This is a genomic window from Sphaerisporangium perillae, from assembly GCF_023276435.1.
In the GTDB taxonomy this organism is placed as follows: Bacteria; Actinomycetota; Actinomycetes; order Streptosporangiales; family Streptosporangiaceae; genus Sphaerisporangium; species Sphaerisporangium perillae.
In genome coordinates this window covers 175,894-189,977 of the sequence record NZ_JALLPO010000013.1, presented here as the reverse complement: position 1 = coordinate 189,977, position 14,084 = coordinate 175,894, and the positions used below count along the sequence as shown (strand labels likewise).

Sequence of the window (14,084 nt, the reverse complement as noted above, 5' to 3'; positions counted from 1 at the left end):
CAGCACGGCCGTACGCCGTTGGGGCCGGGGCGGTTCAGCGGGTGGGCAGGGTCGGGTGGGGGGGCCAGGGGCCGTCGCTGATCATGGTGTTGATGAGGGCCCACCGTTCGTGGTCTTCCCAGGTGCCGTCGATGAACAGCAGGCCGGGCGAGTAACCCTCATAGCGGAAGCCGAGGCGTTGGACCAGTTTCAGGGAGGCGTGGTTGCCGGGCTGGATCTGGGCGTCCAGCCTATGGAGCCGCAACTGCTCGAACGCATAGCGCACCACCAGGCCGAGGCCTTCGGACATGTAGCCCTGGCCCGTGCTGGGGGCGAAGGCGGCATAGGCCAGGGATGCGTTCTGATAGCGCCCGCGAATGATGCTGTTGATGTTGACCATGCCCGCGACGACTCCGGTGTCACGTACGCAGATCAGCAGGCCCTGAGCCGTGACGTGGTCGAATCGCCCAAGGAAGGTGTGGAACTCCTGCGGCGTGGTGGGCAGGGACATCCACGGGTGGTGCAGGTCCGCGCTGGCACGGGTGAGCTCGATGAACTCGTCCTGGTCGTCACCGGTGAGCGGCCGCAAGGTCACCCGGGAAGAGTCCTCCGGGCTGCCGGACAGAAACGCCTCGACCTCCGCCGCCGTCCGCGCGATTCCCTCGCCCTGGTCGCCCTGAATCATGGGCGGAACGCTATCAATGTCAGCCGCGCGATCAATGTCAGCCGCGCGGTTGGTGATCAGGGCGCGGTCAGGGTGAGGAATGGGATGGTCACTCTGATGGGAAGCTCCAGTTGTCAGCTTGGAGGTGCACCGATCACCGCTCGGTGCCCATGCTATCCCAGCGCATGGTCACGGGCGGTGAGCTTGCCCTCGACCCAGGTCCTCCCCTTTCTGGCTAGTCGGGGCGGGGGGCCGGGTCGGTGGTGACGGAGCGGAGGAGGGGGCGGCTGAGGGCGCCGGCGGCGATCACTCCGGCGAAGCCGGCGGCGACGCAGATCAGGAGCGTGAGCGCTCCGGCCGCGCTCACGCCGAGCCTGGCGAACGGGGCCGCGCAGAACATGCCGGTCGCGATCGACCCACCGCCCATGACGACCAGCGGGATGAGCGTCTCCAGGCGCCTGGCCTTGTCCAGCACCGCAAGGTCGGTGCCCGCCAGGCGGAGCAGCGCGTAGGTCTGCCGCCGGTCCAGGACCGAGGAGGCGGCGGTGATGCCCGAGCTGACGATGGCGACCAGGAAGGAGACCGCCAGCACGACGACCGTGCCGGTCCGGATGTCCTGCAGGAGCCAGGCCGTCGCCTTGTCGCTGCCGACGTCGAGGTCTGTGGGCGGGGTGAGCAGGCCGATGAACCCCGCGACGAACCCGGTGAGCGCCACCCCGCTGACCGTGCGCCAGGCGGACCGAGGGTCGTCGACGAGACGCCGTCCGGCCAGCAGGCGGGCGGGCCCCCGCGCGGTACGGGCGGTGACGCGGCCGATCACGCCGACCACCCAGGGTCCGACGAGGTTCAGGGCCAGGAACGCCGACCCGAGCACCACCGCGACCACTCCCACGCTCACCCCCATGCCCATGGCCGGCACCACGGCGAGGATCGCCAAGAGGACGACCACCCGGATGAAGCGCATCCCGGGAGGTGTCTCGCGCCTGGCCACGCCCAGGGGACTGACCACGACCCGGCGCAGGCCGACCACCGCCGACAGGCCGACGAGCAACGGCACCGCGAGCAGCACGGCGGCTATGGGAAGCACCCCCGGCCACATGTCGGACGTGAACCACGTGCCTCCGGTGATCTCCACCTGGGTGAGCGGCGGGATCGCCACCGCGTACAGCGCCAGCCCGAGCACCGCTCCGGCGAACGCGGTGATCACCGCCTCCGCGACGGTCATCGCGACCACCTGGCCGGGGGTCGCGCCGACGAGGCGCAGCGAAGCCAGGCGCCGGTCGCGCCGGGCGACCGTGAGCCGTGCCGCCGCGCCCCCGAAAACGAGCAGCGGCACGACCATGAACACGCTCGCGATGATCGCGAGGAAGCGGTACGCCACGGCGTCCGACGATGGGGCGCCGGTGAAGTCGGCCACCTTCGTCGCCGACTGGCCGAGCCGGTAGTCGCCCTTCCACTTCGCGCTCACCGCCGCGTCGCCGGGTGCGTGTCCCACGACGGCGACCAGCTCACCGGGATGGACGAGCCCCTCGTCGCCGATCGTCCCCACGATCTTCCCCGGGTACCGGCCGCGCAGGGCGGGCTCGCCGGCGAGCGCGGGCGATATCGCCACCTCGCCGGGCATGGGCAGCCGGGACAGTCCCCGGGGAGGCGCGACGCCCGGTTCGAGCACCGCGACGTCCACCACGGTGATCGGCCGGTCGCCGAGGAAGTCGATGTGGAGCGCCTCGACCGCGCGGGCCTCGCCCTTGGCCGGCACGGGGTGGCGCCAGGCTCCGCGATCGGCCCGGCCGGCGAAGGCGAAGTTGACCGCCACGGCGAACAGCAGCAACGCGGTCGAGACGGCGACCGCGACGATGGTCAGGGACGACCCGAGCAGGCCCTGGCGTCCTCCGCCCTTCAGCAGCCGCCAGGTGAGTCGCAGCAGGTTGCTCATCGCTCGCCCGCCTCGGGCCGCCATCCCCGCGGGGATTCCTGAGGTACCTGCGGCGCCGGCACGTGCCCGGTGTAGGACGGGGCGACCGTGGTCGCGTACCCGGCGTTGGGCAAGCCGGCCGGGGTCACGTAGCCGGTGTGCGGAGGACCGGTCAGGATGCGGCCGTCGCGGACCTCGACCACGCGGTCGCACCAGCGGGCCACCTCGGGATCATGGGTCACGACGACCAGGGAGGCATCGTTCCGCCTGGTCGCATCGACCAGCAGGCGCATCGTGTCGTGCCCGGTGGCCTGGTCCAGGGCACCGGTGGGCTCGTCGGCGAACACCACCGCGGGCCGGGTGGCCAGCGCCCGGGCGATCGCGACCCGCTGTGCCTGTCCCCCCGACAGCTCGCCCGGCCGCCTTCCCTCCATGCCCGCGAGCCCGAGCGGCCCGAACCAGGACCTGGCCTGCTGTACGGCCTGGGCGCGCGGGACGTCGCCGAGCATGAGCGGCAGGGCGACGTTCTCGTCGGCGGGCAGCTCGGGCAGGAGCTGGCCGAACTGGAAGACGAACCCGAAGCGGGTGCGCCGCAGCGCGCTGCGCTTGCGCTCGCCGAGCGTGTCGATGCGCTGCCCGAGCAGGTGGACCTCGCCGGAGTCCGGTCTCATGATCCCTGCCAGGCAGTGCAGCAAGGTCGACTTGCCGGAGCCGCTCGGCCCCATGATGGCGACGGCCTCGCCGCGATGGACCACGAAGTCCACGCCGGCGAGGGCGACGGTCGGCCCGAAGCTCTTCTTCAGGTCCCGTCCTTCGAGAACGATTTGCGACATGGTGAGAAGCCTCGCCCCGAGCCCGGGTGCGGCGGATCGGCCGACCGCCCGATCCGCACGCCGGACCCATCGGCCGAAAGTCTGATCTTCCCGGCGGGACGAGCGTCCGCTTGCTGGCAGAATCGGTCGGGTGAGGGTACTCATCGCGGATGATCAGGAGCTCGTGCGCACTGGATTCCAGATGATCCTCAACGCGCAGCCCGATATCGAGGTGGTCGCGGCCGTGGCCGACGGCGCGGCCGCCGTGGAGCAGGCACGCCACCTCCGGCCGGACGTCTGCCTGCTGGACATCCGGATGCCCCGGCTCGACGGGCTGGAGGTCACGAGGATCCTGGCCGGTCCCGGCGTGCCCGACCCGCTGCGCGTGGTGATCGTCACGACCTTCGACCTGGACGAGTACGTCTACGGCGCGCTGCGCGCGGGCGCCTGCGGGTTCCTGCTCAAGGACAGCGGTCCCACGCTGCTCATCGAGGCCGTGCGCGCCGCCGCCAACGGGGACGCCCTGGTCTCGCCGTCGGTCACGGTGCGGCTGCTGTCCCACCTGGCCAGGCCGGCCGCCGTCCAGGCGCGGCCGCCACGGGAGCCGCTCACACAGCGCGAGCTGGACGTCGTACGCCTGGTCGCGCGTGGCCGGACCAACCAGGAGGTCGCCGGGGAGCTGTTCATCTCCCTGTCCACGGTGAAGACGCACCTCGCGAGCATCCAGACCAAGCTGGGCGCCCGCAACCGCGTGGAGACCGCCGCCTGGGCATGGGAATCCGGCATCGTCCGCTGACCCGCACAGCGCCAACGTGACCGCCGCGCGGTGTCACGGCAGGTCGGAGACCGTTTCGATGACGACGTCGTGGTGGGTGACGCTGGTGTCGAATTCCGCCAGGACGGCGCGCGCCTCGGGTTCGATGACGGCCGACTCGAAGTCGGGACCGGCAAAGTCCTGCACCGCGTCCAGGGACTCCCACAAGGTCATCACCTCGATCTCGGCACCGCCGCTCCGGTCGCGCCGGAGCAGGTAGGCGCCCCGGTGGCCGTCGAGGCTCTGCAGCACGGGGAGGACGGACTCGGCGAAGTGCCGCCGGTAGGCCTCGGCGCCCTGGATCGTGGCGGTCGCGCGCCAGATTCTTGCGATCATCGCACCCTCATTCGTTGGTGAGCCGACGGTCTGAGGGCAGACCGGTCGACGGTCTGGACGAAAGTCAGGGCGGCGATGGTCGGAATGTGGTCCCGACATGGTCCAGAAGGGTCATGAATTCGATGCCACGGTAGCCAGAAACGCGGCCGCGACGGGCATGTATTGATCAAGTCGGATGTGCCCTTTTCACTGCGTATCCCGGGCGGAGGCCAACCCTAGATCATCTCGTGTAGATCCAGGATCTTCTCCATCGCCTCCGCCGATTAGCGGAGAGGTGCGCTGGATAGGAGTGAGTCAGGCGTCGCGCTACGTCGCAGGCATACACGACTTACCAGCGCATGCCGGGGGGAGACACTCATGCGCTATGCCCGATCCGCAGTGAGCAGGTCGGCGATCGGCGTCTACCTGGCGCTCGCCGCACAGATCGCCACCCTGACCTGCCTGGTCGTCTTCGAGGAAGCACGGGGCAAGCTGCTCGCGCAGCAGGTGGCGATGCTCGGGAACGATCCGCACGCGCCCGGGGCCGAGGCCGTCGTCGGCGCGGTGACGTGGTTCGCCGTGCTGATCCTCCTGGTGGTCTCGGCGACGATCGCCGCCGGCTGCTCCTACTTCGCCTGGCTCCGCCAAGCCGGTGCGACCCCGCGCATGATCGCCATCGCGTGGTTCGTGCCCGTGCTCAACCTCGCGGCGCCGGCGCTGCTCGTCCACGCCCTCAGGGAGGACGCGGGGCTGCGGGAGGGCCGCCGCCGGTTCTGGCTCGTGCTGCTCGCCGGATGGTGGGCGAGCTGGCTGGCCATGGTCTTCCTCATCCTGGCGCGGCTGCCGGTCACCCACTCGCCTCAGGGCAAGGATCTGACCGGGCTCGGCCCTTCCGAGCTCGCGGTGGCGGTGCTGGCCGCCCTGCTGTGCGCGGCGACCGTCAGGGAGGTCACCCAGGCGAGGCTGAGCGCCCGTCCTTCCCCGATCGCGCCTTCGCTGAAGCTGCTGCCCGCGCTGCGGTCGCTTCCCCGGCACACCTATCCGACCGGGGAGTGAGCCCCGGAGCAGGTCCGGAGCTGCCCGGGCTGGCGTGCCAGAGCTTGCGGGGCGGGGTGGTCACACCGGGCGCGGGCCCGATGTCGGCGTACGGGGAGAGGCGGTAGCCGTTGCCGTACTCGATGCGGCGCCCCCCGACGCCTCCGGACTCCTCCCGGGAGACGCCCGGCCCGCCTGCTGCCGCTCCCTCGCGGGTGAGGCCCGGCTCACCGGAGGCTCCGGCTCCCTCGCGGGTGATGCCGAGCATGGCCCACACCTCCCGCAGGCCCTCGGTGCGCCACACCTGGTCCAGCTCGACGAGGTTCCAGCAGTCCACGGCGCGCAGCGACACCGCCCGCGCGCCGACCCGCCGTACGACGCCCCTGGCGACCAGCAGCCAGGACCCGAAGACCGTGGCGGCGCAGCGTCCCTGGACCGACTCGAAGAAGGTCAGGTCGATCGGGCCGGTCGAGTCGTCCAGCGTGGTGAAGATGATGCGCTGCCCGGAGCGGATCGCCGGGGTCTGCGTGGCGACCTTCACTCCGGCGACCAGGATCTCGGCGCCGTTCCGCATCGTGAGCAGCTCCCTGGACCTGACGACGCCGATCGCGTCGAGCAGCTCGCCGTAGAAGCCGATCACGTGCCGGCTGACGTCCATGCCGAGGATCTCCAGCTCCGCCTCCACGGCCTCCGCCTCGGTCATCTCCGGCAGCTCGCCGGGTTCGATGCGCTCGGTGAACGCCATGGGGATCTGCACGGCCGGAGCCGGTCCGCCCATGCCCGCCGCCTCGCCTCCCCCGGAACCGGAACCCGGACCGGGACCCGAATCGGAACCGGGACTCGAACCGGAACCTCCAGAAGCGGAACCGCCGGAGCCCGAGCCGGAGCCGGGGGTGGGGCCGGAAGTAGAGGTGGACCGGAGGCCGGGGGCGGAGGCGCCGGGGCGTGCGCGGGAGCCGGCGCGCCCCTTCCTTCTCGCCGTCACGCCGCTGGCGGACGCCCGGTCCAGGGCGCCGACCTGGGCGAGCAGGTCGCGCCTGGTCAGCTCTCCCGGACGCCAGCGCGGGCCGCCGGGATGCAGCCCGTAGAGCGTGTCGAGGCCGCCGACCTGCACGATGCGCTCGGCGACCGGCCTCGACGGCCGGGCGCGTTCCCAGAAGTCGGCCAGCGAGGTGTACGGCCGGCCCGCGACCATGCGTTCGACCTCGGCCTCGCTGATGCCCTTGACCGACGAGAACGGCACCCGCAGCCCGTACCCCTCCGAGAGAGCACCCCGGCCTTCCGAGACCCCCGGAGCCTCCGAGGCTCCCGAGCCCTCCGGACCCTTCGAGCCCTCCGGACCCTTTGCGGCTTTCAGGGTTTCGTGGTCGGGAGGTGGTGCGGGGAGGCGTTCGACGAGCCAGTCTCTGCCGGAATGGTTGATGTCGAGCGGCAGGACGCTCACCCCGCACTGGCGGGCCTCGTCGAGGATCACCCTTCCTGGGTACATGCCGGGATCGTGTGTGAGCACGCCGGCGAAGAACGCGGCCGCGTGGTGCCGTTTCAGCCAGGCCGACTGGTAGGTGGGCAGCGCGAACGCCGCCGCGTGGGCCTTGCAGAACCCGAACGAGCCGAACGCGTCGAGGACCTGCCACGCCCGGTCGGTCGTCTCCCGGTCGAACTCGGGGAGCACCTCGGCCTCCCACCACGCCCGGATCCGCTCTCGCCCCTCGGGGGTGCCGAGCCCGCGGCGGACCTTCTCGGCCTCCGACAGGCCGCAGCCGGTCATGACGTCGACGATCTTCAGGACCTGCTCGTGGAAGACGACGACGCCGTGGGTCTCCTGCAACGCCGCCCGGAGCTTCGGGTGGGGGTAGTACGGCGCGCGCCAGCCGTGCCTGGCCTCCAGGTACGGGGTGACCATGTCGGAGTTGACCGGACCGGGACGGAACAGCGAGATGTCGACGATCAGGTCGTGCATTTCGCGTGGTTCGAGCTTGGTCACCAGCTCGCGCTGCCCGGGCGACTCGATCTGGAAGCAGCCGAGCGTGCGGCCGGTGCAGATCATGTCGTAGGTCGCCCGGTCGTCCTTCGGGACGCCCCGGTCGAGGTCGATGTCCGCGCCGTCCACCCGCTTGATCTCGCTCAGCGCGTACGCCATGGCCGACTGCATCCGCACGCCGAGCACGTCGAGTTTGAGCAGCCCGGCCTCCTCGACGTCCTCCTTGTCGAACTGGCTCATCGGGAAGTCCAGCAGGCTGCGCTCGACGGGGGTGCGGTCGCGCAGCCCTGAGTTGCCGACGAGCACGCCGCAAGGATGCAGGGCGATGTGGCGGGGAAGCCCGTCGAGCCTTTCCGCGAGCCGGAACATCGTCTCCAGCGCCCGGTCGTCCAGGCCGCTGCCCCGCAGTTCGGGCAGGTCGGACAGGGCGGCGCGGATCTGGCGGGCCCTGATGTGCGGGAACGCCTTGGCGATGACGTCGGTCTCGTGCGGCGGCAGCCCCATGGCCGCCCCGACGTCGCGGATGGCGCTGCGCGCCCGGTAGGTCTCCATCATGGAGACGCAGGCCACCCGGTTCTCGCCGTACCGGTCGAGGATGGCCTGGTAGCAGTCGAGCCGCCGCGCCGACTCCACGTCCACGTCGATGTCGGGGAGCCCTTTGCGGCCTTCGGACAGGAAGCGTTCCATGAGGAGGCCGTGGTCGAGCGGGTTCACCTCTCCGATGCGGATGAGGTAGTTGACCAGGCTGCCCGCGCCGGATCCCCTGATCGCGCAGCGGACCCCCATCCCGCGGATCATGTCGGTTATGCCAGAGACGACGATGAAATATCCGGACAGCTGTTTCCGCTCGATGACGCGCAGCTCCGTCTCCAGCCGCTCCCGCGCGTGACTGGATCGTTCCAGCCCGCGAGCGGCGAGCCCGTCCTCGCACCGGTGACGCAGCAGGGGAACGGGATCCCCGCCGACCTCGGGCAGGTGGACCCGTTCGGGTTCGTTGCGCAGCGCGAGGATGTCCAGGGGGTCGAGCACGCAGCGCTCGGCGACCTCCCGGGTGCGGGCGAGCAGCCGGCGCGCCCGATCGTGGTCGCCGCCGCAGACGCGCGCCGCGACCTGGCCCATCTCCTTGCCGCTCTTGAGGTAGGCGTGCGAGGCGGAGTGCTCCAGGTGCCGGGTGTGGAGCGGCACGAGCTTGCGCGCGGCGTCGAGCACGTCCCCGACCCGGTAGTCCCCCGGGTCGAGGTGGCGCACGGCGTTGGTCAGCACGGCGGGCACGCGCATCGACTCGGCCAGGGCGAGCATGCGCAGGGCGGTGCTCGCCTCGTGGTGCCCGTACTGGTCGGCGACCTCGACCACCAGATCGGGAACCGCCGACCGCCAGGCGTCCAGCAGCGCGCGGGCGTGCTCGTCGCGGCGCGCGGCCACCGCCCGCCCGACGTCGGAGCGCGGGCCCAGCATGACCAGCAGCCCGTCCGCGTGCCGGGCGACCAGCTCGCGGGTCACCCGGGGCTCGCCTCGCCGTCCCGCGTGGTGGGCGTCGGTGGTGAGGCGGCACAGGTGGGCCCACCCGCCGGCCCGCGCCAGCACGGTGACGCGCTCCTCGCCGTCGCCGGCCTGCCCCGCCGGCCCCTGCAACACCAGGTCGACGCCCACGACGGGCTTGATCCCGGCGTCGAAGCAGGCCTGGACGTGCTTGACCGCGCCGTACATCCCGTCGCGGTCGGTCAGCGCGAGGATGTCCATCCCGTGCTCGGCGGCACGCGCGACCAGCTCCTTGGGGAACGCCGTGCCGTACCGCAGGGAGTAGGCGGAGGCGACGTGGAGGTGGGGGAACATCAGTCCCACGCCCTGAGCATCAACCAGCCGCCGCCGGCGGTGTCGAACCGCAGCTCGTAGGTGCCGACCTGGGTGCCGGGGCTCGCCTCGACCCGCCAGAACCGGCGCTCACCCGGATCGTTCTCGGAGATCTTCCACCACTCGCGGGAGGTCACCCAGTGGTCGAGGACCCGGTGGACCACGTAGAGACGGTCGCGCCAGACGAAACGGGCAGGCTCGCCGTCTCGCGTCCACACCTCGATGGGATCCCCATAGATTCTGCTCAAGGCGCTTCTTCTCCCTGGGCCTTAGGAACTGGTGAGCACCCGGGGGAAGGCGGGCGGTGCTACCTTCGAACATATGTTCTCAGCGCCCAGAGAGCAAATCACCGCAGCCCACGCGTGCCGCTACGGATCGGCCGATCGTCCTGGAAACGGCAGAAGACCTGGGCCGGACGCCTGGCCGGGCGGCGTCCCGGGCGAGAGTGAACGCGCAGGTCACCGTTTGTTCACACAACGACACCTGAACGCAGCGAAGTAGATGCATTATGTTGTCCCGGCGCCTCTATCGTCATCCCACACCTCCGAAAGTGGGACAAAGCGTGCATTCACCCAGAACGCGGATCATCGGCTTCGCGGCCGCCCTGACCGTTGCGACTTCCCTCGGCGCAGCCTGCGGCGCCGCGCCGACGACCGCCTCCCAGAGCGGGGGCGCCTCCGGCGGAGCCGCCGCCGCGACCGCGGCCTCCGCCGCGGACCTCGGCGGACTGGACAAGCTCGTCGAGGCGGCCAAGAAGGAAGGCCAGCTCAACGTCATCGCCCTTCCTCCCAACTGGGCCAACTACGGCGAGATCATCAAGGCGTTCACCGACAAGTACAGCATCAAGATCAACAGCGAGAACCCCGACGGCTCCAGCTCTGACGAGATCAACGCCGTCAAGACCCGCAAGGGCCAGGACCGCGCTCCCGACGTGCTCGACCTCGGCCTCGCCTTCGCGCTCAGCGGCGCGCAGGAAGGCCTGTTCGCCCCGTACAAGGTCCAGACCTGGGACAAGATCCCCGAGGGCCAGAAGGACGCGAACGGCACCTGGTACAACGACTACGGCGGCTACGTCTCCATCGGCTGCGACGCCAAGCGCGTGAAGACCTGCCCGACGACCTACGCCGAGCTGCTCAAGCCCGAGTACAAGGGCAAGGTCGCGCTGAACGGCAACCCGACCAAGTCGGGCTCCGCGTTCGCCGGCGTGTTCGCCGCGTCCGTGGCCAACGGCGGCTCCTTCGACGACATCCAGCCGGGCCTGGAGTTCTTCAAAAAGCTCAAGGCCGCCGGCAACTTCAACCCCGTCGAGTCCACCCCCGCGACCGTCCAGAACGGCGAGACCCCGATCAGCATCGACTGGGACTACCTCAACGCCGGGTACACCGACGAGTTCGCGAGCAAGGGCGTCGACTGGAAGGTCGCGGTCCCCACGGACGGCAAGTACGCGCAGTACTACGCCCAGGCGATCAACAAGGACGCCCCCCACCCGGCCGCCGCGCGGCTGTGGCAGGAGTTCCTCTACAGCCCCGAGGGCCAGAACCTCTTCCTGAAGGGGTACGCCCGCGCCGTGCTGCTGCCCGCCATGCAGACCGACGGCACCGCCGACGCGGCGCTGGTCGAGAAGCTGCCCAAGGTCGACGGCACGCCGGAGTTCGCCACCGACGCCCAGGTCAACAAGGCCAAAGAGGTCCTGGCCACCGGCTGGGGCGCCGCGGTCTCCGGATGACCGGCGGCCCGGCCACCGCGACCGCCTCCCGATCGGTTCGCGCACATGGCTGACACACGCTCGACGGCTCCCGTCGGCCTTCCCGCGCGGAACCCGGTCCGCGCGGGCGGGAGCCGGGCCCGCTCCAAGGGCTGGACCGGGGCGCTCCCGCTGCTGGTGTTCGTGGGCCTCGCCTTCGGGATCCCCGCGCTCGCGCTGCTCGGCGGGGCGTTCACCTCGAACGGCTCGCCGAGCCTGGCCAACCTCACCGAATCCCTGCGGGGCGCCTACCTGACGGCGCTGCTCAGCAGCGTCAAGCTGTCCGCGCTCGTCGCGGTGGTGGGAGCCGTCCTCGGCACGTTCCTCGCCCAGGCCGTCGTGACCTCCCGGTTCCGCGCGCTGCGCGATGCCGTGCTGACCGCCTCGGGGGTGCTCGCCAACTTCGGCGGCGTCCCGCTGGCCTTCGCCTGGATCGCCACGCTCGGCAACTCCGGTGTGCTGACGACCCGGCTGGGCCTCGGCGACCACGGCTGGAGCCTGTACAGCTTCTGGGGCCTGGCCCTTGTGTACCTCTACTTCTCGGTCCCGCTGATGGTGCTGGTCATCGTGCCCGCCCTCGACGGGCTGCGCCCGCAGTGGCGGGAGGCGGCGCAGAACAACGGCGCGAGCGCCTGGCAGTTCTGGCGCTACGTCGGCATCCCGGTGCTCACCCCGAGCCTGCTCGGCGGCGTGGTGCTGCTGTTCGGCGGCGCCTTCGCGGCGTACGCGACCGCGGCGGCCATGGTCGGCACCGTCGTCCCGCTGGTCACCCTGCAGATCGCCGACGCGCTCACCGGGAACGTGCTGATCGGCCACGAGAACGTGGCGCTGGCCCTCAGCTTCGACATGATCGTGGTGGCCGGCCTGGTCATGGCCGTCTACCTGCCCCTCCAGCGCAGGAGCGCCCGATGGCTCCGCTGACCTCCGCCCATCCTCCAAGGCCCGGGAGCGCCCGATGGCCGCGCTGACCCCCACGGTGCTGCCCGACGTCACCGGCGCGCCCGCCCCGCAGACCGGCCGTCCCCGCCGCGTGCGCGTCTGGCGCGGCGTGGTGCTGACCGTGGCCGCGCTGTACTTCCTCACGCCGCTGCTGGCGTCGTTCGTGTTCACGGTCAACGATCCGACGGCGGGCTTCACGCTCGACGCCTACCAGGAGATCTTCTCCGCCGAGGGGTTCGTCCAGAGCCTGCTGCTCTCGCTCGGGCTGGCCGTCGCGACGATCGTCACCGTGCTGGTCCTGACCCTCCCGGCGATGCTGGCCGTACGGCTCAGCGCGCCCCGGCTGCGGCCGGTGATGGAGGTGCTGTGCACGCTTCCGCTGGTCGTGCCGCCGATCACCTTCGTGGCCGGGATCAGCACGGTGCTCCGCTGGGGTCCCGACTACCTCGCGACCACGCCCTTCTACCAGACGATCATCGCCATCCAGGACCCGGCGTTCCCCGTGGTGCTGGTGGTCGCCTACGTCGTGCTGGCGCTGCCGTTCGTCTACCGGGCGCTGGACGCCGGGCTGGGCGCGATGGACGTCCGCACCCTGGTGGAGGCCGCCAGGAACTGCGGGGCCTCCTGGCCGCACGTGATGCTCCGGGTGATCATCCCCAACCTGAGGTCGGGGCTGGCGAGCGCGTCCTTCCTCACCCTGGCCCTGGTGCTCGGGGAGTACACGGTCGCGCGGCTGCTCGGCTACCAGCCGTTCCCGGTGTGGATCGTCACGATCTCCGGCTCTAACGCCCCCCTCTCGGTCGCCGTCTCTATCTTCAGCCTGCTGTTCGCCTGGCTGTTGCTGCTCGTGCTTTCCACCGCCGGTACCAGGCAAAGGAGTGGTTCGTGAACGGGGCTCGGGTGGAGTTCCGAGGGCTTCGCCGTGCGTTCGGCACCACCGTCGCCCTCGACGGGCTGGATCTGACCATCGAACCGGGCGAGCTGGTCGCCCTGCTCGGCCCCTCCGGCTGCGGCAAGACGACGGCGCTGCGCTGCGTCGCGGGGTTCGAGAGCCCCGACGCCGGGGCCGTGCTGCTCGACGGAGAGGACATCACCCGCGTACCGGCCAACCGCCGCGACGCCGGGATGGTCTTCCAGTCCTACAGCCTGTTCCCCAACCTGAACGCCCGCGACAACGTGGCGTTCGGGCTGCGGGTGCGCAAGGCGCCGGCGGCCAAGCGGCACGCCCGCGCGGCCGAACTGCTGGAGCTGGTCGGCCTGCCCTCGCACGGTGAGCGCTACCCCCACCAGCTGTCCGGCGGGCAGCAGCAGCGGGTCGCGCTCGCCCGCGCGCTCGCCCTCGAACCCCGCGTACTGCTGCTGGACGAGCCGCTCTCGGCGCTGGACGCGAAGGTCAGGGTCACGCTGCGCGAGGAGATCCGGCGGCTGCAACTGTCGCTGGGCATCACCACGATCTTCGTGACCCACGACCAGGAGGAGGCGCTGTCGATCGCCGACCACGTCGCGGTGCTCAAGGACGGGCGGCTGGAGCAGTCCGGGCCGCCCGCCGAGATCTACGACCGTCCGGCGACGCCGTTCGTGGCCGAGTTCGTCGGCGCGATGAACCACCTGCCCGGCCGGCTCAGCGGGCAGGAGGTCGAGGTCGTCGGGCAGCGGCTGCCCGTCCACGGGCCCACGCCCGGCACCGCCGACGTCGACGTGCTCATCCGCCCGGAGACCGTGCTGGTCACCCCGGCCGAGGAGGGGGAGGCGCTCGTCGTCACCTCCTCGTTCCGGGGGGCGTCCGTACGGCTGCTCCTGCGCCTGGAGGACGGGACGGAGCTCCTCGCCGACCTGCCCGGGCACGACGCGGCACTGCTCGCTCCCGGCGGCCGTGCCACCGTCCGGCTCGTCGAGCGGCCCGTCCTGGTCGCCGAGCGCACTGCGGCCCTCGCGCCGGCCGTCGCCGTGGCCGAGTGAGACCTCCGCCCGCCACCATCGGGTGATCGGGACACCGCCCGGCACCCCGGCCGCCCCGCCGCCCGTCCCCCCGGGC

General features: G+C 71.3%; 12 protein-coding genes. 6 read left to right on the top strand and 6 right to left on the bottom strand.

Translation table 11 applies throughout. The annotated features are described in order from the left end of the window. Nucleotides 1-34 precede the first annotated feature (34 nt). The 3 genes from MYF83_RS15235 to MYF83_RS15225 all read right to left on the bottom strand — a co-directional run bounded on the left by MYF83_RS15235 (nucleotide 35) and on the right by MYF83_RS15225 (nucleotide 3,391). Complete coding sequence (locus MYF83_RS15235) at nucleotides 35-664, bottom strand: GNAT family N-acetyltransferase (RefSeq protein WP_248960988.1); 630 nt, start codon at nucleotides 662-664, stop codon at nucleotides 35-37. Between the two features lie 214 nt (nucleotides 665-878). Next, nucleotides 879-2,579 carry an FtsX-like permease family protein gene (locus tag MYF83_RS15230; protein ID WP_248960987.1) on the bottom strand — a complete coding sequence of 567 codons (1,701 nt, stop codon included), beginning with the start codon at nucleotides 2,577-2,579 and terminating at the stop codon, nucleotides 879-881. After that, a complete protein-coding gene (locus tag MYF83_RS15225) occupies nucleotides 2,576-3,391 on the bottom strand; it encodes an ABC transporter ATP-binding protein (protein ID WP_248960986.1) in 816 nt (271 codons plus the stop codon). The genes MYF83_RS15230 and MYF83_RS15225 overlap by 4 nt, the downstream gene beginning before the upstream one ends. 130 nt (nucleotides 3,392-3,521) lie before the next feature. Here MYF83_RS15225 and MYF83_RS15220 point away from each other — a divergent pair, with 130 nt between their 5' ends. After that, the gene (locus tag MYF83_RS15220; protein ID WP_308201452.1) at nucleotides 3,522-4,166 is read left to right on the top strand and encodes a response regulator; all 645 of its coding nucleotides are present in this window, start codon (nucleotides 3,522-3,524) and stop codon (nucleotides 4,164-4,166) included. 33 nt (nucleotides 4,167-4,199) lie between these two features. Here the strand turns inward: MYF83_RS15220 and MYF83_RS15215 are convergent, their stop codons facing one another. Further along, nucleotides 4,200-4,520: an antibiotic biosynthesis monooxygenase family protein gene (locus tag MYF83_RS15215; protein WP_248960985.1), complete on the bottom strand. Its 321-nt coding sequence runs from the start codon at nucleotides 4,518-4,520 to the stop codon at nucleotides 4,200-4,202. A 357-nt stretch (nucleotides 4,521-4,877) separates the two neighbouring features. On the opposite strand from MYF83_RS15215, the gene MYF83_RS15210 reads away from it, so the two are divergent. Continuing rightward, complete coding sequence (locus MYF83_RS15210) at nucleotides 4,878-5,555, top strand: DUF4328 domain-containing protein (RefSeq protein ID WP_248960984.1); 678 nt, start codon at nucleotides 4,878-4,880, stop codon at nucleotides 5,553-5,555. On the opposite strand, the gene MYF83_RS15205 is transcribed toward MYF83_RS15210, so the two are convergent. Beyond that, nucleotides 5,449-9,348: a DNA polymerase III subunit alpha gene (locus MYF83_RS15205; RefSeq protein ID WP_248961009.1), complete on the bottom strand. Its 3,900-nt coding sequence runs from the start codon at nucleotides 9,346-9,348 to the stop codon at nucleotides 5,449-5,451. The two genes, MYF83_RS15210 and MYF83_RS15205, sit on opposite strands and share 107 nt — an antisense overlap. Next, nucleotides 9,348-9,614 (bottom strand): DUF6504 family protein, encoded by a 267-nt coding sequence (locus MYF83_RS15200; protein ID WP_248960983.1) that lies wholly within the window; start codon nucleotides 9,612-9,614, stop codon nucleotides 9,348-9,350. The genes MYF83_RS15205 and MYF83_RS15200 overlap by 1 nt, the downstream gene beginning before the upstream one ends. A 314-nt stretch (nucleotides 9,615-9,928) precedes the next feature. On the opposite strand from MYF83_RS15200, the gene MYF83_RS15195 reads away from it, so the two are divergent. Genes MYF83_RS15195 through MYF83_RS15180 form a run of 4 tightly spaced genes read left to right on the top strand, consistent with a single transcriptional unit; the run spans nucleotide 9,929 to nucleotide 14,008 of the window. After that, complete coding sequence (locus tag MYF83_RS15195) at nucleotides 9,929-11,092, top strand: ABC transporter substrate-binding protein (protein ID WP_248960982.1); 1,164 nt, start codon at nucleotides 9,929-9,931, stop codon at nucleotides 11,090-11,092. 45 nt (nucleotides 11,093-11,137) lie between these two features. Beyond that, on the top strand, nucleotides 11,138-12,031 hold the full coding sequence (locus MYF83_RS15190; RefSeq protein ID WP_248960981.1) for an ABC transporter permease: 894 nt from the start codon (nucleotides 11,138-11,140) through the stop codon (nucleotides 12,029-12,031). 34 nt (nucleotides 12,032-12,065) lie between these two features. Beyond that, entirely contained in the window at nucleotides 12,066-12,938 is an 873-nt protein-coding gene (locus MYF83_RS15185) for an ABC transporter permease (RefSeq protein WP_248960980.1), read from the top strand. Continuing rightward, nucleotides 12,935-14,008, top strand: a complete 1,074-nt coding sequence (locus MYF83_RS15180; RefSeq protein ID WP_248960979.1) for an ABC transporter ATP-binding protein — start codon at nucleotides 12,935-12,937, stop codon at nucleotides 14,006-14,008. The genes MYF83_RS15185 and MYF83_RS15180 overlap by 4 nt, the downstream gene beginning before the upstream one ends. Nucleotides 14,009-14,084 lie beyond the last annotated feature (76 nt).

Bases quoted from the DNA above. Each gene is read 5' to 3' on its own strand.
- MYF83_RS15230 (WP_248960987.1), bottom strand. From the start codon at position 2,579: ATGAGCAACCTGCTGCGACTCACCTGGCGGCTGCTGAAGGGCGGAGGA.
- MYF83_RS15190 (WP_248960981.1), top strand. From the start codon at position 11,138: ATGGCTGACACACGCTCGACGGCTCCCGTCGGCCTTCCCGCGCGGAAC.
- MYF83_RS15215 (WP_248960985.1), bottom strand. From the start codon at position 4,520: ATGATCGCAAGAATCTGGCGCGCGACCGCCACGATCCAGGGCGCCGAG.
- MYF83_RS15235 (WP_248960988.1), bottom strand. From the start codon at position 664: ATGATTCAGGGCGACCAGGGCGAGGGAATCGCGCGGACGGCGGCGGAG.
- MYF83_RS15210 (WP_248960984.1), top strand. From the start codon at position 4,878: ATGCGCTATGCCCGATCCGCAGTGAGCAGGTCGGCGATCGGCGTCTAC.
- MYF83_RS15225 (WP_248960986.1), bottom strand. From the start codon at position 3,391: ATGTCGCAAATCGTTCTCGAAGGACGGGACCTGAAGAAGAGCTTCGGG.
- MYF83_RS15205 (WP_248961009.1), bottom strand. From the start codon at position 9,348: ATGTTCCCCCACCTCCACGTCGCCTCCGCCTACTCCCTGCGGTACGGC.
- MYF83_RS15185 (WP_248960980.1), top strand. From the start codon at position 12,066: ATGGCCGCGCTGACCCCCACGGTGCTGCCCGACGTCACCGGCGCGCCC.